General features: G+C 68.8%; 20 protein-coding genes. 7 read left to right on the forward strand and 13 right to left on the reverse strand.

What is annotated here, in order from left to right:
- Positions 1-179: 179 nt before the first annotated feature.
- Positions 180-1,466, reverse strand: coding sequence for an adenylosuccinate synthase (locus BPODLACK_RS10795; RefSeq protein ID WP_159405250.1), 1,287 nt, complete (start codon positions 1,464-1,466; stop codon positions 180-182).
- A gap of 91 nt (positions 1,467-1,557) precedes the next feature.
- Here BPODLACK_RS10795 and BPODLACK_RS10800 point away from each other — a divergent pair, with 91 nt between their 5' ends.
- On the forward strand, positions 1,558-2,214 hold the full coding sequence (locus tag BPODLACK_RS10800; RefSeq protein ID WP_159405251.1) for a hypothetical protein: 657 nt from the start codon (positions 1,558-1,560) through the stop codon (positions 2,212-2,214).
- 9 nt (positions 2,215-2,223) lie between these two features.
- Here the strand turns inward: BPODLACK_RS10800 and BPODLACK_RS10805 are convergent, their stop codons facing one another.
- From BPODLACK_RS10805 to BPODLACK_RS10825, 5 genes are all read right to left on the reverse strand, one after another.
- The gene (locus tag BPODLACK_RS10805; RefSeq protein WP_159405252.1) at positions 2,224-3,618 is read right to left on the reverse strand and encodes an MFS transporter; all 1,395 of its coding nucleotides are present in this window, start codon (positions 3,616-3,618) and stop codon (positions 2,224-2,226) included.
- A gap of 105 nt (positions 3,619-3,723) precedes the next feature.
- The gene (locus BPODLACK_RS10810) at positions 3,724-4,551 is read right to left on the reverse strand and encodes a polysaccharide deacetylase family protein (RefSeq protein WP_159405253.1); all 828 of its coding nucleotides are present in this window, start codon (positions 4,549-4,551) and stop codon (positions 3,724-3,726) included.
- Between the two features lie 48 nt (positions 4,552-4,599).
- Positions 4,600-5,514 (reverse strand): cation diffusion facilitator family transporter, encoded by a 915-nt coding sequence (locus BPODLACK_RS10815; RefSeq protein ID WP_159405254.1) that lies wholly within the window; start codon positions 5,512-5,514, stop codon positions 4,600-4,602.
- Positions 5,515-5,580: 66 nt separating this feature from the next.
- Positions 5,581-6,702 (reverse strand): FUSC family protein, encoded by a 1,122-nt coding sequence (locus BPODLACK_RS10820; protein WP_159405255.1) that lies wholly within the window; start codon positions 6,700-6,702, stop codon positions 5,581-5,583.
- A gap of 19 nt (positions 6,703-6,721) precedes the next feature.
- A complete protein-coding gene (locus tag BPODLACK_RS10825; protein ID WP_005197899.1) occupies positions 6,722-7,168 on the reverse strand; it encodes a DUF3151 domain-containing protein in 447 nt (148 codons plus the stop codon).
- Between the two features lie 424 nt (positions 7,169-7,592).
- Between BPODLACK_RS10825 and BPODLACK_RS10830 the strand changes: the two genes are divergently transcribed.
- Positions 7,593-9,308, forward strand: a complete 1,716-nt coding sequence (locus tag BPODLACK_RS10830; RefSeq protein WP_316249305.1) for an Rv0361 family membrane protein — start codon at positions 7,593-7,595, stop codon at positions 9,306-9,308.
- The gene (locus BPODLACK_RS10835; protein WP_159405257.1) at positions 9,305-9,625 is read left to right on the forward strand and encodes a hypothetical protein; all 321 of its coding nucleotides are present in this window, start codon (positions 9,305-9,307) and stop codon (positions 9,623-9,625) included. The genes BPODLACK_RS10830 and BPODLACK_RS10835 overlap by 4 nt, the downstream gene beginning before the upstream one ends.
- 93 nt (positions 9,626-9,718) lie before the next feature.
- Here the strand turns inward: BPODLACK_RS10835 and fbaA are convergent, their stop codons facing one another.
- The 3 genes from fbaA to BPODLACK_RS10850 form a co-directional block, all read right to left on the reverse strand.
- Positions 9,719-10,756 (reverse strand): class II fructose-bisphosphate aldolase, encoded by a 1,038-nt coding sequence (gene fbaA / locus BPODLACK_RS10840; RefSeq protein ID WP_006360991.1) that lies wholly within the window; start codon positions 10,754-10,756, stop codon positions 9,719-9,721.
- Positions 10,757-10,925: 169 nt separating this feature from the next.
- A complete protein-coding gene (locus BPODLACK_RS10845; RefSeq protein ID WP_159405258.1) occupies positions 10,926-11,378 on the reverse strand; it encodes a hypothetical protein in 453 nt (150 codons plus the stop codon).
- Complete coding sequence (locus BPODLACK_RS10850; RefSeq protein ID WP_159405259.1) at positions 11,375-13,024, reverse strand: GMC oxidoreductase; 1,650 nt, start codon at positions 13,022-13,024, stop codon at positions 11,375-11,377. The genes BPODLACK_RS10845 and BPODLACK_RS10850 overlap by 4 nt, the downstream gene beginning before the upstream one ends.
- 169 nt (positions 13,025-13,193) lie before the next feature.
- Between BPODLACK_RS10850 and BPODLACK_RS10855 the strand changes: the two genes are divergently transcribed.
- Positions 13,194-13,925 (forward strand): VTT domain-containing protein, encoded by a 732-nt coding sequence (locus BPODLACK_RS10855; RefSeq protein WP_006438111.1) that lies wholly within the window; start codon positions 13,194-13,196, stop codon positions 13,923-13,925.
- 38 nt (positions 13,926-13,963) lie between these two features.
- Here BPODLACK_RS10855 and BPODLACK_RS10860 read toward each other — a convergent pair whose 3' ends face one another.
- The 4 genes from BPODLACK_RS10860 to BPODLACK_RS10875 all read right to left on the reverse strand — a co-directional run bounded on the left by BPODLACK_RS10860 (position 13,964) and on the right by BPODLACK_RS10875 (position 17,304).
- Entirely contained in the window at positions 13,964-14,650 is a 687-nt protein-coding gene (locus tag BPODLACK_RS10860; protein ID WP_159405260.1) for a TrmH family RNA methyltransferase, read from the reverse strand.
- The gene (gene pyrE, locus BPODLACK_RS10865; protein WP_159405261.1) at positions 14,643-15,224 is read right to left on the reverse strand and encodes an orotate phosphoribosyltransferase; all 582 of its coding nucleotides are present in this window, start codon (positions 15,222-15,224) and stop codon (positions 14,643-14,645) included. Before pyrE ends, BPODLACK_RS10860 begins: the two co-directional genes overlap by 8 nt.
- 99 nt (positions 15,225-15,323) lie before the next feature.
- Positions 15,324-16,241: a hypothetical protein gene (locus tag BPODLACK_RS10870; protein WP_159405262.1), complete on the reverse strand. Its 918-nt coding sequence runs from the start codon at positions 16,239-16,241 to the stop codon at positions 15,324-15,326.
- A 37-nt stretch (positions 16,242-16,278) separates the two neighbouring features.
- Positions 16,279-17,304 (reverse strand): D-2-hydroxyacid dehydrogenase, encoded by a 1,026-nt coding sequence (locus tag BPODLACK_RS10875; RefSeq protein ID WP_159405263.1) that lies wholly within the window; start codon positions 17,302-17,304, stop codon positions 16,279-16,281.
- 749 nt (positions 17,305-18,053) lie between these two features.
- On the opposite strand from BPODLACK_RS10875, the gene BPODLACK_RS10880 reads away from it, so the two are divergent.
- From BPODLACK_RS10880 to BPODLACK_RS10890, 3 genes are read left to right on the forward strand one after another with little or no spacing between them, the layout of a single operon-like run.
- Entirely contained in the window at positions 18,054-19,361 is a 1,308-nt protein-coding gene (locus BPODLACK_RS10880) for an aspartate aminotransferase family protein (RefSeq protein ID WP_159405264.1), read from the forward strand.
- Positions 19,345-22,422, forward strand: coding sequence for an FAD-binding and (Fe-S)-binding domain-containing protein (locus tag BPODLACK_RS10885; protein ID WP_159405265.1), 3,078 nt, complete (start codon positions 19,345-19,347; stop codon positions 22,420-22,422). The genes BPODLACK_RS10880 and BPODLACK_RS10885 overlap by 17 nt, the downstream gene beginning before the upstream one ends.
- A complete protein-coding gene (locus BPODLACK_RS10890) occupies positions 22,419-23,924 on the forward strand; it encodes an NAD-dependent succinate-semialdehyde dehydrogenase (protein WP_159405266.1) in 1,506 nt (501 codons plus the stop codon). Before BPODLACK_RS10885 ends, BPODLACK_RS10890 begins: the two co-directional genes overlap by 4 nt.
- Positions 23,925-23,989 lie beyond the last annotated feature (65 nt).

Below are 23,989 nucleotides of genomic sequence, written 5' to 3' on the forward strand. Positions count from 1 at the left end.
GGTTGAGCCGACACCGAGCAACGCGAGGCGTCGCGTCGAAACCCGGTTGCCACACCCACCCACCGACCCAACCAGCATGGCGCGAGATTTCGACGCGGCGGCTCAGCCAGCAACCCCGACCACCGCTTGACATCGGAGCCCCGAGTAGCCCCGGAGCTTGCGGAGGGGCGTATCGAAGGTCAGACGATGGCGCGACGAACGATCGTCTGGTCGCGGCCCGGTCCGACACCGATGCACGACACGTGCGCACCGGACAGCTCTTCGAGTCGCAGGATGTAGTTCTGCGCGTTCTTGGGCAGATCCTCGAAGGTCTTGCACTGGGAGATGTCCTCCCACCAGCCGGGCATCTCTTCGTAGATGGGTTTGGCGTGGTGGAACCCGGTCTGGGTCATCGGCATGTCCTCGATGCGCTCGCCGTCGACCTCGTAGGCCACACAGATCGGCACGGTGTCGAGGCTCGACAGCACATCGAGCTTGGTGAGGAAGTAGTCGGTGATGCCGTTGACTCGGGTCGCATATCGCGCGATCACCGCATCGAACCAGCCGCAGCGTCGGGCGCGGCCGGTGGTCACGCCCACCTCGCCACCGGTCTTGGCCAGGTAGGCACCGTGCTCGTCGAAGAGTTCGGTCGGGAACGGGCCCGAGCCGACGCGCGTGGTGTACGCCTTCAGGATGCCCAGGACGGTGGTGATCTTGTTGGGGCCGATACCCGCACCGACAGCAGCGCCGCCCGCAGTCGGATTCGACGAGGTCACATACGGATAGGTGCCGTGATCGACGTCGAGCAGCGTGCCCTGCGATCCTTCGAGGAGCACCGTCTCGTCGCGTTCGAGCGCCTGGTTGAGCAGCAGCCGGGTGTCGGCGATCCGGTGCTTGAATCCTTCGGCCTGACCGAGCACCTCGTCGACGACCTGCGCCGGATCGAGAGCCTTGCGGTTGTAGATCTTGACCAGGATCTGGTTCTTCAGTTCGAGCGCGGCCTCGACCTTCTGGGCGAGGATCTTCTCGTCGAGGACGTCGGCGACCCGGACACCCACGCGGGCGATCTTGTCCTGATAGCAGGGACCGATGCCGCGGCCGGTGGTGCCGATCTTCTTGTTGCCGAGGAAGCGCTCGGTGACCTTGTCGATGGCCACGTGATACGGCATCAACAGGTGCGCGTCGGCCGAGATCAGGAGGCCGGAGGTGTCGACATCGCGGTCCTCGAGTCCGCCCAGCTCGGTGAGCAACACACCCGGGTCGACGACGACGCCGTTGCCGATCACGTTCTGCACGCCGGGGGTCAGGATGCCCGACGGGATGAGGTGCAGGGCGAAGGTCTCACCTGACGGGAGTACGACGGTGTGGCCGGCATTGTTGCCGCCCTGATACCGGACAACCCAGTTGATCTGGCCGCCGAGCAGGTCGGTGGCCTTCCCTTTGCCCTCGTCGCCCCACTGGGCGCCGATAAGCACGATCGCGGCCATGATTCAGGTACTCCTTCGTGTGGCGCGCTTGAACTGATCAGAACAAACCTCACCAACACTACTGTGTCGAAGCCCCCGATACCCTATCCGCGTGCCTTTCGCCCTGATCACCCAAGCCGGTCGCGCCGACGACAAGAAGACGATCCGTGCCGCCGTGACCGACGCCCTGTCCGATGCGGCCGTCACCCGCCTCATCGTCGAACCCCGTGTCGCCGAACGGTTCGCACCCACCGTCGCCGAGGAGAACGACACCTTCCTCGGGCAGGTCGTGGCCGCCCTCATGGCCACCGAACGTCTCGACGTGGAAGTCGCATACGTCTCGGCAGAAGGCACCCCGGCGACGCGCCGGTACCGCCTCCCACACGGGCCGGCCGCCCGTCAGCTGGCTGAGAACGGCACCGCGAGCCCGGTGCCGCTCATCCGCGACGACGCCGCGACGGTCATCTTCGGCAGTGCCCGTCATCTCGGCGCCGAGGGCGCCAAACTGCACGGCGAGTCCTACGTCGACAGCGAACGACTCTTCGACGGCGAGGTGCGTTCGGTCCTCATCGAACCCACCCTCGAGGCTCCCGGTCTGCGCGCCCAGGTCGAGCGTTGGCTGCTGCCGGGACGGTGGGTCGCCGGCCGGGCGGTGCAGACGGGCGGCACCAACATCGTGGTGGAACGCGAGGGCGTCGTGAACGAGCGCGTACTGAAGCGGTCGACGTTCTACCGCCACGTCACCGATCTGCTGCTCGTACGCCCCTGACGGGCCGGCTCAGCCGACCGGGACCGGCGTCTGCGTGGGATCTCCGGCGGACTCGGCGACGGCGTCCTTCCCGGTGGTCAGGTGCAGGTCCTCGCGACGGATCAACGAGGAGGCCACGACGCTGATCACCGCGGTCAGCACCAGGTAGCCGGCGGCCGCCCACGGCGACCCGGAGGCCGCACCGATGAGTGCGGTCAGGATCAGCGGGGTCAGCCCGGAGGCGTAGATACCGGAGAACTGGTAGACCACCGACAGACCCGTGTAGCGGACCTGCGTCGGGTACAGACTCGCGAACAACGTGCCCTGGGCACCGTAGAAGAGAGCGTGGACCAGGCCGAACACGATCACCAGGGCGACGGTGAACCAGACGAGGTTCTCGGTGCCGAAGAGCGCGAACACGGGATAGACGGACAGCCCGTAGGCGGTCATACCGGCGAGGTAGACCGGTTTGGCGCCGTACCGGTCGGTGAGGAGCCCGGACACCGGGAGCAGCACGGCCATCACCAGCGAGGCGATGGTCACGGCCACCAGGACCGGAACCTTCTCCATGTCGAGTTCGCTCGTCGCGTACGCGATCGCGAACACGCCCCAGGTGTTGAATGCCGACCCCTCACCCCAGCGGGCGAGCAGTCCGAGCACGGTGTTGCGGGTGTTCGGCGGGAGCACGACCTCGCGGATCGGTGCCGTCGACTTCTGGGCGAGTTCGGCCACCTCGGCGAACGCCGGGGTCTCGTCGACCTTCAGCCTCACCACGAATCCGATGACGACGAGCACGATGCTCACGAGGAAGGCGATTCGCCAGCCGTAGGTCAGGAACGCGTCGTCGTCGAGCGCCACCTGGAGCAGTGCGAACACGCCCGTGCCCAGCGCGAGACCGAGGGCGAGCCCGATCTGCGGGATGCTGCCGAAGAGACCTCTTCTGCCGTTCGGGCTGTGCTCCACCGACAGCAGGACGGCGCCGGCCCACTCCCCGCCCAGCGCGAAACCCTGCACGATGCGCAGCAGCAACAGCAGGATCGGGGCGATCACGCCGACCGACGCGGCCGTGGGCAGCACACCCATCAGCGCGGTGGCGACGCCCATCATGACCATCGTGATCGCGAGGGTGCGTTTGCGTCCGATCCGGTCGCCGATGTGCCCGAAGATCACTCCGCCGATCGGTCGCACGACGAATCCGACCGCGAATGTCGCGAACGACAGCAGCGTCCCGACGAAAGAACTCTGGTCGGGGAAGAACAGCGTGTTGAACACCAGACTCGCGGCGGTCGCGTAGAGGAAGAAGTCGTACCACTCGACCGTCGTGCCGAGGAGACTCGCGGCCACGACCGTACGGAGTCGCTTGCGGCGCTCGGCGTCGGTCTCGTGAACCGTGGGGGAGGCGGAAGTCCGCAGAGATGAGGCCATGACCGGCTCACGGTAGCGGCGAGGCGCCTGGTGTCGACGACTACGAATCAGCGTGAGCGCAAGTCCCCGCCCGGCTTGCATCGGCGGGGTCCGCTGTCGTGGCGGTCAGGACGCGAAATAGTCGTCGAGCGTCACCATGCGCAGCTTCCGGCGGCGGATGATCTCGACCAGCTCGGGATAGACCTTGGTGACGGGGTCGTGGTTCGCGTGGCCGATCACGACGGTCTGCGGCCGGAAGTACTTGCGTGCGCACTGCACGAGGTACCTCTCGGTGATCAGGCCGGAGTCCGAGAGAGAGCCGTACCAGAGCGTCGGCATGGTGTAGCCGAGGTCGGCGGCCACCGCGTCGACCGCCGCGTTGCGGTAGCCGAAGGGTGGTCGGTAGTACGGCGTGCCGTCGACGCCGAAGTTCTTCTTCAGGAACCGCTTCGTCCGTCCGAGTTCGTCGGCGATCCCCTTGGCCGAGAGTTCGGTGAGAGCGGGATGGGTCCAGGTGTGGTTGCCGAGCTGGATCTGCCCGGATTCGACGAGCGGGGCCAGCTCGGCGCGGTGATCGGTCCACCCGTCGAACGATCCGGTCACGAAGAACGTGAACCGCGCACCGGTGTCACGGGCGAACTCCACGTAGGCCCCGATGACCTCGGAGCTGGCGCCGTCGTCGACCGTGAGGGCGATGTGCCTGCCCTTGCCCGGCAGTCGCGTGATCGGCTCGGCGGGCAGCGGGCGACGGGTTCCCACGGCCGGCGGGAGCAGTCTGGCACGGGACAAGGCCGGCGTGGGCGGGCCGGCCGGCGAGGTGGGCAGCGTAAGCGGAGTGCCGGACGGGGTGATCTCGGCGGCCGGGACCGGCGAGGCGCACCCCGTCACGGTGCTCGCGCTCAGGGCCCCCACCGTGCCGGCCGCGAGGACCGCGAGGAAGTCGCGTCGTTCCATGCCGGGAATTTAAGGCATAACCGACATTGTGGGTTCAGCGACGCGGGCTCACCACGTCATCTCGTCACGACATCGTCGCTGATCGTCGTTCGGGTCCACCTGAACGGTGGCGTGTTCGAGTCCGTGACGGGCCAGGACGGCCTGCGCCGCCGGGAGCACCTCGGCGTTCGGGCGGCTGCTGCCGAGATGCACCGTGGCCACGTCCATCCCGGTGGTCAGGGTCCAGACATGCAGGTCGTGGACGTCATCGACGATGGGGATACCGGCGAGGTCGGCACGCAGCGCCTCCACGTCGACGTGCGCGGGCGCCTGCTGATTGAGGATGCGCAGCGCGTCGATGGCGAGCCGGAGTGCCCGCGGCACCACCCACAGGGCGATGAGGACCGCGACCACGATGTCGGCGTAACCCCACCCGGTGGTCAGCGCGACGATGCCGGCGATCAGGACCCCGACGCTGCCGACCGCATCGGCCAGGACCTCGAGGTAGGCGCCGCGGACGGCAATGGACTCCTGCGCATCTGCGCGGAGCAGGAGCATGACGACGAGGTTCACCGCCAGACCCAGCAGTGCCACGACGATCAGCGTGAGGCCGGGAACCTGAGGATCGTTGCCGATGCGCTCGATGGCCTCGAACAGGACGAAGGCCGCGACCCCGATGAGCAGGACCGCGTTGGCGACGGCCGTGAACACCTCGGCGCGATGCCACCCGAAGCTGCGGGTGTCCGTGGTACGGCCGTGCCGGCCCAGGAGCAACGCGATCAGCCCCATGATCAGCGCGACCACGTCGGTGAGCATGTGCCCGGCGTCGGCGATCAGGGCGAGGGAGTTCACCACGATGCCGGTGACGAGTTCCACCACGAAGAACCCGCCGATGAGAGCCACCGCCAGCACCATCGGCCACAGCCGCCGCTCCCCCGCGGCACCGGTCCCGGGGGTGTGGGAATGCGAATGTGAATGACCCATGATGGCGGTCAATATATGCACAAGTTCGCATATGTGGCAACAGCCCACCGTGCCCGGCGGGCGGCCTCAGCTCCGCAGGGTCGCCAGAGCCGACGACCGGCGCAACCCCGCGATCATCAGCAGGTCGACGAGCAACGAGCGGACCTCTGCGAGCAGCGCGGCTTCCGAGAGATGGCTGTTCACGGCCAGGTCGGTGGGCGCCTTGCGCACGATCGAGCGGATGACGCGCGCGGCCTCCACGGGGTCGGGGTCCTCACCGGGGTCGGCCAGCATCATCTCCCGGAGAACCTCGAACGCTCCGCCCACGTCCTCGATGATCTCGATGATCGCCGGCTGGACCCGCTCACCGCGCTGGGTGACGGCCAGGGACCGACGGGCGATGATCCGGAAGTTGCGGACCGCGTTGTCGATCGGGTCCGCGGTTCTCACGAGCCGGTCGAGACGGTCACGCGAACCCCAGTACAGCGGCGAGATCCGGGTGACCTCCCGGCCGCCGGTCATGTCGGTGCGCATGTTGTTGATGGCCGTCTGCGTCCCGCGTGCGGCCTCGAGCGCCGCGGCTATCGTCTCCGCATCCCCGTCGCGCAGACCCGCGGCGACCGACCGCGCCGCGTTTCGGATGGTGAGCAAGACGCCCGCTGCGTCCTCCCGCGCCCGATTGGCCGGGTTGACCGGGAACAACGCAGCCACCACTATCCCGACAACCCCGCCGATCAGCGCGTCGATCGCGCGGTGGAACCCGGCGACACCGCCGGGCGGCAGCAGGGTCGCGACCAGGACGGCCGACGACGCCGCCTGCATGGGGATCAGCAGACCGTCGTCGAGCACGACAGCCAGCGACATGGCCAGGACGACGACGACCATGATCTGCCAGGCGCCCTCACCGACCACCCCGATGAAGAGGTCGCCGACGAGGATGCCGATCGCCACACCGCCGACGAGTTCGACCGATCGACGCCATCGGCGTCCGAGACCGAGTCCCAGCGAGATGACAGCCGCGATGGGTGCGAAGAACGGGTCCGGATGTGCGAAGACGTGGATGGCGATCCACCACGCCACCCCGGCGGCCAGCGCGCACTGGACGATCGGGACGAGAGATATCTTCAGACGCCGAAGGCGTCGTCTGACGGTCCCGGGCAGGGAGTCGTAGACCCGGCGCGGATACGAACCGCTCGCGGCTGCCGGCATTCGACGGGTCGCGGGTCGCTCAGACCAGGCCGAGCTCGGCGGCCGCCCGGGGGTCGCTGTCGTTGAGGAGGTCGAGGCAACGCAGATGCTCGTCCTCCTCGCCGATCAATTCGGCGGCGCGCGCGAGCGCGCCGACGCACCGCAGGAAGCCGCGGTTGGGTTCGTGGCTCCACGGGACGGGACCGAAGCCCTTCCATCCGTGACGGCGCAGCTGGTCGAGGCCGCGGTGGTAGCCGGTCCGGGCGTAGGCGTAGGCCGCGATCACCGCGCCGGTGTCACCCGCCTCACCGGCAGCCGTCGAGGTCTCGAGCGCCGCCTCGGCGAGGTATGCCCACGCAATGGAGGCCGTGGGATGGGCGGCCGCGACCTCGGCGGGGACAGCCCCGTTGAGCAGGTCCGACTCGGCGTCGTCGTCGCCGGTGAGCAGAACCGGTTGCGGGCCGAGGAGATCTCCGAATGACGTCATGTACCCATTCAAGCATCGTGACCGCGGAGGCGACCGTATCGACCGAACGCCCTAGTGCTCGACCGGCCGGCGATTCGCTAGGGTGAATGACGCAATCGGTCCTGTCACCGAGTCACTCGGCGGCCGGACCGAAACCATGCGATGGGCAAGAATGCGGGGTGATCAGTCGATGGCTCGATCAGAGGGGCCGAGAACTGCTGTCACCAAGGCACTCTCGACGCTGCGCCAGGTCCGGGACGAACGTCGCGCGCGGCGGACCGGCCACACACCGGGCACCGACCCGTTGAGTCCTCCCGGGCCGAAGAGGGAGTCCGGCCAGGATTCCGGGTCTCACACGGACATCGCAGACACCACCCCGGATAATGTTCCGACCGGCGAGGACGCCGGGAACCGGAGCACCAGCAGAGAGGGCCACGAGCCAACCGTGGACGATCCCACCCAGAACGACACCGCCGAGAACCAGGCCGACGGAAACAAGGCCGACGGGGCGGCGGCCACCGGCACCGACGCTACTGACGCGCCCCGCCCTGCGAAGGCACCGAAGCCGAAGGGCGGACGCGGGATCGACGGCGCCACCCAGGTGATCAGTCGGGACAATCTCCCGTCACCCGAGGATCTCGAGGATCTGGACACGATCGATCCGCTCGGAGCCGATGATGCGGGCACGAGCGGTGAAGAGACCCCGGCCGCGCCGACGAGCAAGCCCGCCCGTCTGGGTCCGAGCGATTCGAAGACCACCGTGATCCGCCGCGAGGACCTTCCCGACCCGAGCGAACTCGAGGATCTCGACGACATCGACGCGACTGCGGCGCCCGAGACCGAAACCGAAGCCGAAGCCGTCGAAAACCCGGCGAGCGCGTCTGCGGCGGAGGCGGAGGCCACCACAGCGGACGACGACGAGTCCGCCGTGCCGGGCGCAGAGGTGTCGGGCGCAGAGGAGTCTGACCAAGAGAAGCCGGGCACAGAGAAGTCGGCTGAGTCCGGTGCATCGGAGACCCGGGAAGCGGAGGACGCCGACGAGTCTGGCGCCACCGTCGCCGCCGTCGCAGCGGGCTCAGCAGCCGCCGGTGCTGCCGTGTCGAGCACCGACGAGTCCGACGAGGACACCTCCGTCGAGGACGAGACCGGCGAACCCGAAGCGGTGGACGCAGCCGCTGACGGGGAAGCCGAAACCTCCACTGCGGCAACCGAAGACGAGAACACCGAATCCGACGAGGCCGCCACCGAGCCCGCCGGAGACGCTGCCGCCGAGACCGCGGAGCTCACCGAGACCGCCGAACCCACCGAGACGGAGGTCCAGGACGAGGCCGCGTCGGACGAGCCCGTCGAGGTCGAGGCCACCGGAACCGAGGACACCGGAGCCGAGGACACCGCGACCGACGAAGAGGCGCCGTCCGGCGAGGCACCCACCGAGGCGATCGTGCTGCCGCCGACTGCCGAAGACTCTGATGAGTCGAGCGCCGCGTCGGAGGACGTGCCCGAAGACGAGTCCGACTCGGACGCCGCCACGAAGGTCATCCCGGCGGCGGCCGCCGGGGCCGCGGCTGCCGGTGCGACCGCTGCGGGCACGAAGTCGCCGGCGACGGATGAGCGCACCGACACCGTCCCGGAGCCCGCGGTCGCCCCGTCGTCGACCGGCGAGTGGACGACCACGACCCACCAGCCTCAGGTCATCCCCGGCAGCAAGCCGTCGAAGACCACCAAGAAACGCGGCAAGGGTCCGCTGATCGCCGTCGTCGCGCTCCTCGTGGTGATCGTGGCGGCCATCGGCGGCATCTTCGCCTACCAGAACATGACGGCGACCCCGCCGGCCGACGAGGCCGCCGAGGTGGCGCTGGACTACACAACCGCGCTGTACGAGGGCGATCTCGAGACCCTGCGGTCGGTGACGTGTGGCGAGCTGCACGCCTTCTACACGGACTTCGACGACGCCGCCTACCAGAAGACCTACGACGCGCAGAAGGCCCGCAACGAGCTCGTCCAGACGCAGGCGATCAACGCCGTCCGGGTCGTCGAGGGCGGCGACCTGGCAGTGGTCGAGGTCGTCGCGGTGCACACGAGCTCGCCGGAGACACCCGAGACCGTGACGCTGAACCTGCAGCGCGACGGTGATGCCTGGAAGGTGTGTAACCCCACGTGACCGGCGGTCAGGGGTGGGGTCCCCCGTCGACCACATCCCCTCCGCCGCCCCACGCCCCGCGATCGGACCGGCAGGAAGGCCGGCCGGAGTCCGGGGAGCAGTCCTCGGACGTCCCGGCCTACTTCACTCCTCGACGACCCACGCCGCCGCCGGTTTCGGGCGGCCCGTCGCGGCGTATCCGGCCGGCACATCTCGGGGACACCGATGCGCGTTCCCGCACCGGGTCAGGTTCGCGCACCGATCCGGCGGTCGTCGTCGCCGCGCTCGTGATGATCGCACTGGCGGTTGCGGTGATGGTCGGGTTGCTGACCTCCTGACGCCGGTTGCGGCCGCCTCACCTCTCCCCTCGACCCCGGAGAACAGTTCTGCCCGCACCCTTCCGGGTGCGGGCAGAATCGTGTGTCAGACGATCAGGCAGTCAGCGACTTGCCGTTCGACTTGAGGTCGTTGCAGGCCTCGACGACGCGCTCGCTCATGCTCGCCTCGGCCTTCTTGGACCAGCTGCGCGGGTCGTAGACCTTCTTGTTGCCCACGTCGCCGTCGACCTTGAGGACGCCGTCGTAGTTGCCGAACATGTGGCCGGCAACGGGACGGGTGTAGGCGTACTGGGTGTCGGTGTCGACGTTCATCTTCACCACGCCGTAGCTCAGCGCCTCGTCGATCTCGCTCTTCAGCGAGCCCGAGCCGCCGTGGAAGACGAAGTCGAAGGGCTTCGCGCCGTCGGCCAGACCCAGCTTCTTGGCGGCGACCTCCTGCCCGGTGTTCAGCACGTCGGGACGCAGCTTGACGTTGCCCGGCTTGTAGACGCCGTGAACGTTGCCGAAGGTCGCGGCGAGCAGGTAGCGGTTGCCCGAGTCGCTGGCACCGAGGGCCTCGATGGTCTTCTCGAAGTCCTCGGGGGTGGTGAACAGCTTGTCGTTGATCTCGTTCTCGACGCCGTCCTCTTCACCGCCGACCACGCCGATCTCGATCTCCAGGATGATGTTGGCGGCGCCCGCCTTGGCGAGGAGTTCCTTGGCGATCTCGAGGTTCTCGTCGAGCGGCACGGCGCTGCCGTCCCACATGTGCGACTGGAACAGCGGGTTGCGGCCGGCGTCGACGCGCTCCTGCGAGATCTGGAGCAGCGGGCGCACATAGGTGTCCAGCTTGTCCTTGGGGCAGTGGTCGGTGTGCAGGCCGATGAGGACGTCGTACTTGGCGGCGACGACGTGCGCGAACTCGGCCAGTGCGACGGCGCCGGTCACCATGTCCTTGACGCCCTGGCCCGAACCGAACTCGGCACCGCCGGTCGAGAACTGGATGATGCCGTCACTGCCGGCGTCGGCGAAGCCCTTGATCGCGGCGTTGATGGTCGACGACGAGGTGCAGTTGATCGCGGGGAATGCGTAACCACCCTTCTTCGCCTTGTCGAACATCTCGGCGTACTGCTCCGGGGTTGCAATGGGCATCGACGAATCCTCCAGGGTGTTGATGTGCTCTGGTGTTCGGGTTCTCTCGCCGTCGGTTGTTCTCCGTGGCGAGCAGCCGGACTTCCCGCGGCCGGACTTCCCTCAGTATGGCAGGTGCCACAGTTGCGGGTGCGCCCGGATTCGCGCCCGGACCTGCACCGTCCTCGGCTCAGGCGCGGGTGAGCAGCAACGGCGCGGCCATCCGCGCGGACCACCGGCCGCCGGCGAAGGTCAGCCCGAGCAGCCGGCGGTCGTCGAGTGCCCGGAACTCGTCACGGACCCACCGCCACGGCATCGGTCCGTCCTGCCCGTATGAACACACGATGACCGGCCGGCCGTCGAGCCATGAGGGCTCGAGCGTCACCTGCATGGGCATCAGCTCGCGGAGGGAGCCGTCGGCGTCGTCGACCAGGTTGACGGCGTCACCATCGGCGGCGAACCGCTTCCCGCGCCAGCCCCGCATCCCGCCGAGCGCGATCGCCCGCGGCGCCACCGCCTTCAGAGGGGCCGGTCCCACGAAGGTGATGAGGTAGTCGCCGGGGGCGGGCAGCGTGGTCGGGGGCGACGTCTCCGAGAACAGGGTGCGCAGGCGCCCCAGGGACGTGGGCAGGGTGGTGATCACTGTGCTCCGATGCTCGAGGTGTGGTCGGGTGACGAGGTCCGGCGGGCACTGTAGCGGGCGGCGAACCGCTCGGCCATGGCGGTGATGGTCAGGCTGGGGTTGACACCCACGTTCGCCGGGATCGACGAGCCGTCCACCACGTACAGGCCGGGATGGCCGAACACCTGGTGGTCGGTGTCGATCACGCCGTCGGAGGCGTCGGTCCCCATCGCGGCCCCGCCGAGGACGTGTGCGGTGATGGACTTGCCGCCCACGCTCTCCAGCAGCAGGTTGAGCGGCCGGCCGCCCACCGATTCGGCGAATCGCCGGGCCACCTCATTGGCCTGCGGCAGGTAGCTCGGGGCCGGGGCGGCCCCACCGGTTCGAGACCGCAGGACGCGCCGCCACGGCGTGACCGGGGAGCGGTCCATCACCAGGCGGATCTCGTTCTCCACGTTCTGCATCACCGTGAACACGCTCAGGCGCTCGATGAAGTTGCGCGCGGTCATCAGCCGGAGCTGCCGGAACGGGTGGCGGCCGAGCTCCGCCAGCGCCGCGCGCCGTCGCCGGGAAGGGACCTCACCATCGATCAGCGGGCCGAGCTGCAGACGCATGTGCCAACCGCCGACGTACCGGTTCTGGGTGACGTGCGTGGCCTCGTCCGGATAGAACTCGCTGGAGATGGTCGGGCCTCGGGTGAGATCGGCGTTCGGATCGTCGGCGAGAACCGCGGTGATGGCCTCCGAGTTGGTGCGCACCCCGTGACCCAATCGGGGCGAGACGTGCGGCAGCAGCCCCTGCTCGCGGGAGCGGAACAGCAACTCGACCGTGCCCAGCACGCCCGCGGCCAGCACCACCTCGGCCGCGCGCAGGACCTCACCGTCGGCGGTGCGGACCTCGTATCCGCCCTCCGGCATCGCGGCCACGGTCTCGACGCGGGTGTCCGGGCTGATCCGGACTCCCCGGCGCTCGGCGAGCCACAGATAGTTCAGGTCCAGGGTGTTCTTGCTGCCGTACGGGCAGCCGATCAGGCAGGCTCCGCAGAGCCGGCACCCGGTGCGATCCGGGCCTTCGCCGTCGAAGAACGGGTCGGGGACGGTGACGCCCTCCTCACCGGGCGCACCGAACCAGATCGCCATGGGCGTGGGGCCGTATGTCTGTCCTGCGCCCATCTTCTCCGCGGTGGTCTCGAGGTGGCGGTCCATCTCGCCGACGAACCGCGTCGTCTCGCGTCCGAGCATGCGGGCGGCGGTGCGGTAGTGCGCGGTCAGCTGGGCGCGCCATCCGTCGGCCACCTCGGGCCAGGCGGGGTCGGTGAAGAACTCCTCTTTGGGTTCCAGGAGTACGCCGGCCCACACGATGCTGCCGCCTCCCACACCGGCGCCGCCGATGATGCCGACGTGTCGCAGCACCCGCTGCCAGAAGAAGCCCTTCAGCCCCAGCTCCGGCATCCACAGGTACTTGCGCGGGTCGGTGCGGGCGGCGAGGAGATCCTCGGGCGAGTGCCGACGACCCTGTTCGAGCACCAGCACGCGCCGACCCTGCTCGGCCAGCCGCAATGCCGAGACGGCGCCACCGAACCCGCTGCCCACCACGATCACGTCCGCGGTGTCGTCGGGGTCTGCGGAGGGGTGCTGGGAGGGGTCGTTCGACGAACCGGACGTCATGCGAAGAGCTTAGTTCGGACCGGTCGGGATGGCGGGGCGGGACCATCCGGTGAAGTCGTCTCGTGCCGCCGAACCGGTCGCACGCCCCGCTCCCGATCCCGGCGCGATTCGTCGTCGTCGATTTCGCGAGATTCTGCCCAGGTCGCATTCGTGGGTACTCTGGGATCCCGTGATCGACTCAGCACTTGCCACCACGACCACCAACCTGGCTCTTCTGCCGGGATTCCTGGATCCGGTCAACCTGCTCAACTCGTTCGGCACCTGGATGCTGGCGGGTCTGCTGCTGGTGGTATTCATCGAGTCGGGGCTCCTGTTCCCGCTACTCCCGGGCGATTCCCTGCTCTTCACCGCAGGCCTGATCGTCGCGGCGAAGTCGGCGGAGATCGAGCCCTTCGCGCCGCTGTGGGTGCTGCTGGTCACCATCCCGATCGCTGCGTTCCTGGGCGACCAGGTGGGGTATTGGATCGGCAAGAAACTCGGCTACACCTTGTTCACACCGAACGCGAAGGTCCTCAAACAGGCCTACATCGACGAGGCCCACGAGTTCTTCGAGAAGCACGGCCCGGTCACGATCATCCTGGCCCGCTTCGTCCCGATCGTCCGGACCTATGCACCGCTGGTCGCCGGCGCTGCCCGCATGCGGTACGCCGTCTTCCTGACCTACAACATCGTCGGCGCGGTGGCCTGGGGCGTGGGTGTGACACTGCTCGGATACTTCCTCGGGCAGATCGAGTTCATCCGCGACAACGTCGACTACATCTTCATCATCATCGTGCTGGTGTCGGTGCTGCCGATCATCTCGGAGATCGTCAAGCGCATCCTGCGGTCGCGCAAGGGTGTCGTCGAGGAGGAGCCGCTGGCCCCGTCGAAGGACCCGGCCACCACCCCGCCGGCCGAGTAGGCCCCCACTGCGGAGGCGCGAACCGGTATCGAGGTCCGCTACCAGGCGTCACCGAGGTCGGCGTGCTGGCGTACCCACGCGTGCATCGCGATCCCGGCCGCGACACCCGCATTGATGCTGCGGGTCGATCCGAACTGGGCGATCGACACCGTCATGTCCGCCTGCCGCTGCGCGTCGTCGCTCACGCCCGGACCTTCCTGGCCGAACAGCAGCACACACTCGCGCGGGAGTTCCACGGTCTCCAGTGGCCGTGACCCAGGGGTGTTGTCCACCGCCACCACGGCCAGCCCCTCGCCCCGAGCCCAGTCGATCAGGTCCCCGACCGTGTCGTGGTGCATGAGGTGCTGGTAGCGGTCGGTGACCATCGCACCACGACGGTTCCATCGACGACGCCCGACGATGTGGACCGCCGCGACGGCGAAGGCGTTCGCGGTGCGCACCACAGTGCCGATATTGGCGTCATGGGCGAAGTTCTCGATCGCCACGTGTAGTGGGTGGCGACGCGAGTCGATGTCGGCGACGATCGCCTCGCGCTTCCAGTACCGGTACGCGTCGACGACGTTGCGGGTGTCCCCGTTCGCCAGCAGTTCGGGGTCGAGGCGCTCGTCGTCCGGGATCGGCTCGTCGGGATGTTCGACGGACCACGCGCCTACACCCACCGGCGGTCCGGTGACCCACTCGGTGGGACCGGCGACCCCGGCGTCTGGGTCGAGCGCGTCAGGCAAGGCCGAGATCGCTCAGCCCGAGCAGCGAGCGGTAGGGCACGCCCAGCCCGGTGATGACGGCGTCCGCACCGGTCGCACGGTCGACGACGGTGGCGACACCGACGACGTTGCCGCCGATCTCGCGCACGGCCTCCACCGCGGTCGACGGCGAAGCACCCGTGGTGCTGGTGTCTTCGACGACGAGCACATTGCGGCCGACGATGTCGGGTCCTTCGATCCGACGCTGCATACCGTGGGCCTTGGCGGCCTTGCGCACGACGAAGGCGTCGATGTCGCGGCCGTCGGCGTGCATGATCGAGGTCGCGACCGGGTCGGCGCCGAGCGTCAATCCGCCCACGGCGACGTAATCCCAGTCGGCCGTGAGCTCGCGCATCAGCCGGCCGATCAGCCGAGAGGCCTCGTGATGCAGGGTGGCGCGGCGCAGGTCGACGTAGTAGTCGGCCTCCTTACCGGAGGAGAGCGTCACCTTGCCGTGCACGACGGCGAGTTCGCGGACCAGTTCGGCGAGTCGTGCCCGGCCCGCCGAGTCGACCTGGGGTGGCGTGTCGTCGGAAACCGGGATTGACGAGGACATGCGACTACTCACTCTCGAACTCGCCGGCCGTGGGCCGGTGTGCACTGGATGACGATTACCCTACGGTGTCCGCGACACCGTCAGATCAGCCCTGTCGGATCAGCTGCGGTGACGGTTGGAGCGATCGCCCGTGTCGTCTGGGCGACGCGAATCCTCCGGCTTCCGCGAGCCGGAACCGCGGACGGGCATCGGGGCCATGCCCCGGCCGGTCGTCGTCTGCGCTGCACCTGTCGCCGGCGGTTTGCGGACCGGCGGCGCGCTCGGCCTGGCTGCCGCAGAAGCCTCCGTAGCGGGAGCCGCCGCAGCCTGGCGACGACGCTTGTCGCGCATCGACTCGGTCTTCTCGTCGGCGAGTTCGGCGCGCGTGGGTCCGTGTGGATCGCGAGGGTCCGGCGAGTCCTCGGGTTCGCGCACCGGCGGGAGAACACGCAGCAGGTCGGCGAAACGACGAACCACCTCGAGGCCGGTGTTGAGTGTCGCGGGGTCGTTGGTCAACGGCAGCGAACCGAGCGCCCAGTTGCCCTCGTTCCACAGCACTTCGACGAACGCCGGGGCTTTGTTGGCCAGCGCGACCATCCGCCGGTCGCAGACACGGCGCGCGACGTCGAGGTTGTTGGAGAACATGACTCGCGGCCCCATCGCACCGAGGAGTTCGACGTCCTCCTCGGCCGGAGCCAGCACATCCTCGTGACGCAGGTCCACAACGACGGGCGAGGGCGAGGAGCGGCGGACGGCGATCACGGTCGCGGTCTCGGCGAGATCGAAGACGACGGTCTCCACGCCGCCGTAGCGGCCGTACGCGACGTCGCGGACCTCGACATGATCGGGGACGTTCATCGTCGCCCGGCGAAACACCTTGCGCAGCTTGGTGTCCGTCTCGCGGAACTTGAACTCGTGCTCGTCCCCCCAGACCGCACGCTGGTGTCGCGCGACGCTCGACCGCTGCCGGTCGAGCCACAACAGGACGCCCGCACCCGCGAGTGCCACGGCGGCGATCAGGAAATAGACGGTGGTCATCGCGCTACAGCCTACTATCGGCAGGGCCGCGGCGACGTCATCCGCCCTGTCGAAGTGTGGCCGTTACGTAGCCGCGTTCTTTGTCGACGACGTTGACCAGCGTCTCGGCGAGCGCGGCACCGTCCGCAGAAGCCTCCAGGCCGACATATCTGCGCAGGTTGTCGAGGATCTGTTCGGCCAGCGCCTCGCGCCAGCCGAGGGCATCGCCGCTCATGTGCGCCGAGATCGCGACACCGGGAAGATCCCACAGCTCACTGTCGGCGGGCAACGGTTCGGTGGCGAACACGTCGAGCGAGGCCGCCCCGAGGTGCCCCGCGCGCAACGCCTCGACGAGCGCCGGCTCGTCGACGAGCTCCCCGCGGCCGACGTTGATCAGGTGCGCTCCCGGCTTCATCGCCGCGAGCACTCGAGCGTCGATCATCCCAGCGGTCTGCGAGGTCAGCGGCGCGATGGTGACGACGTTGTCGAAGTCGCCGACGTGATCGGCGAGCTCGGCGGTGGGGATGACCCGACCGAAGTCGGGGTCGGACTCCCGCGCGGTCCGCCCTCCACCGACGACCCGCATCCCCACCGCACGGAGTAGTTGCGCGGTGGCACGACCGATCCCGCCGGTGCCGATCACGAGGACCGAACCCCGAGACGTGCCGACCGTCTCGCGATGCTTCCAGACATGATCGCGCTGCAGGGCCATCGACTCGTGTAAACGCTTGTCGCGCGCGAGGATCGAGGCAAGAACGAATTCCGCGATGGGCCGGTCGAAGACCCCGTGCGCGTTGGTCACCACCACGTCAGAGGCGGTCAACTCGTCGAAGAGCAACGAGTCGACCCCGGCCGCGCAGACGTGCACCCAGCGCAGCGCCGACGTCGCGTCACCCCAGTTGTCGGCGAGCGCGCGAGAGAAGAAGTCCCACAACACCAACACGTCCGCACCGGGTAGGACTTGCGCGAGATCGTCTGCCACGCAATGACGTATCTCGGCGAGGTCGGCGAGTTGGTCGAGGTTCGGCGGCGGCGCGACACCTGGGGCACCGAGGAGCGCGAGGACCGGTCGTCGGGTGCTCATACGGCCACCGTAACCCCGATCCCTCTGCACTCGTCGAGTGGACGACGCACTCCCCGCTCCTTGAGTAGGCACGAGCCGAGACACCAAACTGCCACACCGAGCAACCCCCCGCCGGTTGAGCCGACACCGAGCGAAGCGAGGCGTCGCGCCGAAACTCACACACCGAGCAACCCCACGCCGGTTGAGCCGACACCGAGCGAAGCGAGGCGTCGAAACTTACACACCGAACAACCCCAATGCCGGTTGAGCCGACACCGAGCGAAGCGAGGCGTCGCGTCGAAACTTGCACACCGATCAACCCCAATGCCGGTTGAGCCGACACCGAGCGAAGCGAGGCGACGCGCCGAAACTCACACACCGAGCAACCCCAATGCCGGTTGAGCCGACACCGAGCGAAGCGAGGCGTCGCGTCGAAACCCGCCCGCCACCACACCCCACCGACCGGCTCAAGGTTTCGACGCGGTGGCTCGCTCCGCTCGCTACCGGCTCAACCAACGTGGCGCGAGGTTTCGACGCGGTGGCTCGCTCCGCTCGCTACCGGCTCAACCAGCGTGGCGCGAGGTTTCGACGCGGTGGCTCGCTCCGCTCGCTACCGGCTCAACCTCCAAGCCGGACCTCCGGTTGACAACGGAGCCCTCCCGCTCCTTGAGTAGGCGACGAGCGCAGCGAGGAGCCGTATCGAAAGGACCCCCACCACCGCTGACTGTCACATTGTTGACAATCGTACGATCTCCCGTCACGGTGTACCCATGACTGCCGGCGTTGACTCCCCCACCCGCACCCATCAGACCGCCTCGCTCAGTCCTGCGCTCAAACAGGCGACGCCCGTCGTCGTCGACCATGCCCTGGGGTCCTGGATTCACGGCACCGACGGCCGCGACTACCTCGACTTCACCACGGGCATCGGGGTCACCAGCACCGGTCACTGCCACCCGCATGTGGTCGCGGCCGCACAGGCCCAGTGCGCCAAGGTGATCCACGCCCAGTACACGACCGTTCTGCATCCGCCGCTGCTGGAGCTGACCGAACGTCTCGGTGCGGTCCTCCCGGCGGGCCTGGACTCTGTCTTCTACGCCAACTCCGGTTCGGAAGCTGTCGAAGCCGCGATTCGTCTCGCCCGGATGGCGACCGCCAAGCCGAACATCATCGTCTTCCAGGGCGGATTCCACGGCCGCACGGTGGCCGCGGCGAGCCTGACCACGGCGGGGACGCGATTCTCGGCCGGCTTCTCCCCGTTGATGAGCGGCGTCCACATGGCGCCGTTCCCCTATGCCTTCCGCTACGGCTGGGACACCGACACCGCCGTCGACTTCGCGCTGCGCGAGCTCGACTACCTCCTGCAGTCGCGCGTCGCCCCCAACGACACCGCCGCGTTCCTCATCGAACCCGTCCTCGGCGACGGCGGTTACCTGCCGACTCCGCCTCGCTTCCTCCAAGGGCTGCGCGAACGCGCCGACCGACACGGCATCCTGCTCATCCTCGACGAGGTGCAGGCCGGCTTCGGTCGCACGGGCAGGTTCTGGGGCCACCAGCACGCCGAGGGATTGACTCCCGACATCATCATCACCGCAAAGGGCCTGGCCTCCGGTTTCCCGATCTCGGCGATCGCCGCGCCGACCGAGCTGATGAGCAAGGCGTGGCCGGGCTCGCAGGGCGGTACATACGGCGGCAATGCCGTGGCCGCGGCGGCTGCCATCGCGACCCTCGAGGTCATCGAGGCCGAGGGACTCGTGGAGAACGCCCGCGTGCGCGGCGAGCAGATGCTCGCCGGCCTGCGTGAGGTGTGTGCACGATTCCCGGGCGTCGGCGACGTCCGCGGACTCGGTCTGATGGCGGGCATCGAGTTCATCACCACCGACGCCGCGGGCAACACCGTGCCCGACGCCGCTGCCGCCGTCGCGGTGCAGCAGGCCACCACGGCCCAGGGTCTGTTGACGCTGACCTGCGGACCCTCGGCCAACGTCGTCCGACTCATCCCGGCCCTTGTCGTGACCGCCGACGAGATCGACCTCGGCGTCGCACGGTTCGGCGCAGCGTTGCATGCCGCACTGGGTTAGGCCGGTGGACATCGCGGTCGAACTCACCGACCTCGGCATCGATGCCGACGCGTCGCCTCGACGCTTGGCCGAATACTCCTACGACGCCTCGAATTACCGCATCCCGCCGCTGGCCGTGACGTTCCCGCGGTCCGCGCGTGAGGTCGCCACCATCGTGGCCCGCTGTCACGACCTGGGAGTCCCGGTCGTCGTGCGCGGTGGCGGTACATCGATGGCGGGCAACGCCATCGGCGATGGCGTCGTCATCGACCTGTCCCGTCACCTCGACCGTGTGCTGTCGATCGACGCCGAGACCTCCAGCGCGGTGGCCGGTTCGGGCATCGTGCTGACCACGCTGGCGGCACGTGCCCGTGCAGCGACCGGCGGCCGGCTCACCTTCGCACCCGACCCCTCGTCGGCGTCGCGGGCGACACTCGGCGGCGCGATCGGCAACGACGCCTGCGGTAACCACTCGGTCCGGTACGGACGTACCAGTGACCACGTCATCGAGCTCCACCTCGTCACCGCGGACGGTGTCCTGCTCACCGCGACCCGGGACGGGTTGTACGCCACCGACCCCGGCGACGCCGCCGCGGTCGCCCGCGCAGCCGAGATCAGTGCCTCCCTCGGTGATCTCGCCGCCGCCAATCTGGCGATCCTGCGCACGGAACTCGAGACCATCCCGCGTCAGGTCTCGGGTTACCACCTCGCACGACTGTTGCCGGAGAACGGTTTCGACGTCGCGCGTGCACTCGTCGGCAGCGAGGGGACATGCGCAATCGTGGTGTCGGCCAAGGTGCGGCTCGTTCCGGTCGCGACCTCCCAGCTCCTGCTCTGCGTCGCCTATCACTCCCCGTCGGACGCCGCTCGCGACGTACCCGCGATCCTCCCGTTCTCGCCGTCGGCCATCGAGGGCATCGACCGGAAGATCGTCGCGACGATGGCCGCGCGCCGCGGCCGGGACACCGTCGCCGGACTCCCCGAGGGTTCGGCCTGGTTGTTCATCGACGTCGACTCCGAAAGCGCTGCGGCGCAAGGGGAAGACGACGTCCCCGCGACCGCGAAGCGCCTCCTCGACCACCTGCGTGGGCAGGGCCGGATGATCGGCGCCACCGTCGTCGACGACCCGGTGCGGCGCAGGGCCCTGTGGCGCGTCCGTGAGGACGGCGCCGGACTGTCGTCCCGACTGGCCGACCCCGACGACGAGAGCATCGGCGGGAACTACGAATCCTGGCCCGGCTGGGAGGACGCGGCGGTCGCCCCCGAGCGCCTGGCCGACTACCTCGACGACTTCGCCGAACTGCTCGACCATCACCGCCTGACCGGCGTGATGTACGGCCACTTCGGCGCCGGGTGCATGCACGTGCGCATCACGTTCGACCTGCGCACGCCCGAGGGACGCGCCGTGATGGAGCACTTCTGCACCGCGGCCGCCGAACTGGTTGTCCGTCATGGCGGTTCGCTGTCCGGGGAGCACGGCGACGGACGCGCCCGCTCGGCGTTGCTCCCGATCATGTACTCACCCGCGATGATGGCGGCCTTCGCGCGGTTCAAGTCGATCTGGGACCCGGCCGGGACCCTCAACCCGGGCAGCATCATCGACCCACCGTCGATCACCGCCGACCTCGCTCTCGCCGATGTCCCGCGCCGGGCCTGGCCCACCGCGTTCCACCTCGGCCACGGTTCCCGAAACAAGCCCCCGAAATCCGCCCTCAGCAGCGGCGTCGACGACACCACGTCCTCGACGACTCCCTCAGGGGCGCATCTCCGGGCTGGTTCTACCGACCTGCCGCTCCTGGACCCCTTCGTCCATGCAGTTCAGGGCTGTATCGGCGTCGGCCGGTGCCGGGCCGACACCACCGGTGTCATGTGCCCGAGCTATCGGGCGACCCGCGATGAGAAGGACTCCACGCGGGGTCGTGCCCGTGTCCTGCAGGACATGGTGCGCACCGCGCCGTCGATCGACGACGGATGGCGATCCCCCGAGGTCGCCGAAGCCCTCGAACTGTGCCTGTCCTGCAAGGCATGTTCGACGGACTGCCCGACCGGCGTCGACATGGCGACCTACAAGTCGGAGTTCCTCCACCATCACTACCGTCGCCGCATCCGCCCGCTGTCGCATTACTCGCTGGGCTGGATGCCGGCGTGGCTGGCGGCGGCGGGGATCGCGGCACCACTGGTCAATCGCGCGCTGTCGTCGAAGATCAGCGGTCTCGCCGCACGCGCGGGCGGCATCGATCCGCGCCGGACGATGCCGTCGTTCTCGACCCGCCGCGTCCGTAGGACCCATCTCGACGCACTCGCGCCGGTGTCCCCGACCTCGCAGGTGATCCTGTTCGTCGACTCCTTCACCCGCGCCTTCCGCCCCCAGGTCGCATCGGCGGTCACCGAGGTACTCGGCGCGACGGGTGACCAGGTGGGCTGTTCGGCCGACAACTGCTGCGGGCTCACCTGGATCTCCACCGGCCAGCTGGACAAGGCCCGCCGGACACTTCGACGCACCGCTGCGACTCTCGACGACGGCACCGACCGTCCCATCGTGGTGCCGGAGCCGAGTTGTGCTGCCGCACTGGCCAAGGACCTGCCCGAACTCGTCCCCACCGACAGCGCTCGTCGCGTGGCGGCGCGGGTCCGGAGTTTCGCCGCATACCTCCCGACCCTGCTCGACGCGGGATGGCGACCGCCGGCGCTACCCGACGAGGTCACCCTCCAGACCCACTGCCACGAGTACGCGGTCTTCGGCGCCCGCACCGGCACCGCCGCTCTCGAAGCGCTCGGTGTCACCGTGCACTCCGCCGACGGATGCTGTGGCGTGGCAGGTAACTTCGGTTTCGAGAAGGGACACTACGAGGTCAGCATGGCCGTCGCGGAGAACGGGCTCGCCCCGGCGCTGCGCGACGACCCGCATCGTCCCGTCATCACCGACGGATTCAGTTGCGCGATGGCGGTGGAACACCTCGCCACGGTCGACGACGGACTCGCCGGCGCACGCGAGGTCCGCGGTGTCCACCTCGCCGAACTGCTCACCGCCACATCAGAACCCCGACAGACCACCGAAGAACCGAGGAGAGCCCGACCATGACGGCCATCGCCACCCACCAGGTCCCCGACGCCATCTCGTCCATCCGCACCGACCTGTTCATCGACGGTGAATGGGTTCCGGCCGCCGCGGGCGACCGGTTCGACGTGCTCAACCCGGCGACCGGCGAGGTGCTCGCCCGGGTCGCCGACGCCGACGCCACCGACGCCCGCCGCGCACTCGAGACCGCGGCCGCGCATCAGGCCGAGTGGGCGGCCACCTCACCGCGCCGTCGCAGCGAGATCCTCTACCGCGCATACGAACTCATCATGGACCGGGTCGACGAGATCGCCTCCGTGATGACCGCCGAGATGGGCAAGCCGCTGGCGGAGGCCAAGGGCGAGGTCGCCTACGGCGCCGAGTTCTTCCGGTGGTTCGCCGAGGAGGCCGTCCGGATCGGCGGTGACCACACCACCACCGGCGACGGCGGCCATCGCATCGTGGTGAGCAGGCAGCCGGTCGGTCCGTGCATCCTGATCACACCGTGGAACTTCCCGCTGGCCATGGGGACCCGCAAGATCGGGCCTGCCGTCGCCGCCGGTTGCACGATGGTCCTCAAGCCCGCGGAGCTCACCCCGCTGACCACCCTCCTGCTGGCGGACATCCTCGTCGAGGCGGGTCTGCCCGCCGGCGTGCTCAACGTCGTGACCACCACGAATCCGTCGACGGTGGTCACCGAATGGATGGACAGCGGACTCGCCCGCAAGGTCAGCTTCACCGGATCGACCGAGGTCGGGAAGACGTTGCTGCGGCAGGCCGCCGGGACCGTCATGCGCACCTCGATGGAGCTCGGCGGCAATGCCCCGTTCATCGTGTGCGCCGACGCCGACATCGCCCGTGCCGTCGACGGTCTCATGCTGGCCAAGATGCGCAACACCGGTCAGGCGTGCACCGCGGCAAACCGGGTCTTCGTGCATCGCAGCGTGATCGACGAGTTCACCGAGGCGTTCACGGCGAAGATGGCCGCTCTGAAGGTCGGCGACGGCGCAGCCGAGGGCACGCAGGTCGGGCCCCTCGTCGAGCCGAAGGCCGTTGCGAAGGTCTCCTCGCTCGTCGACGACGCGGTGTCCAAGGGCGCCACGGTCGCGTGCGGTGGGCAGGCCACCGAAGGTCCCGGCTACTTCTACCCGCCCACGGTGCTGACCGGGGTCGGACTCGACGCCGACCTGGTGCGCAACGAGATCTTCGGCCCGGTCGCGGCGATCATCCCGTTCGGCGACGCCGACAATCCCCTCGACCCGGCCGCGGACGACGAGGTGATCTCACTCGCCAACGACACCGCGTGGGGCCTCGTCGCGTACTTCTTCAGCCAGGACGTCGACCGCTGCGCTCGCCTGTCGGTTGCGCTCGAAGCCGGTATGGTCGGGGTGAACACCGGCATCGTGTCGAATCCGGCCGCTCCGTTCGGTGGTGTCAAGGAATCCGGCCTCGGCCGTGAGGGCGGCCGCGTGGGCATCGAGGAGTTCCTCGACATGAAGTACACGGCGACCCCGATCCGTCACTGATCCGGAGATCCATTGCCCGGAACGACCATCCGGCACCCGACCACCGACGTGTGAGCAAGGAGCAG

The organism is Gordonia sp. YY1, from assembly GCF_009872315.1.
GTDB classification, from domain to species: Bacteria; Actinomycetota; Actinomycetes; order Mycobacteriales; family Mycobacteriaceae; genus Gordonia; species Gordonia amicalis.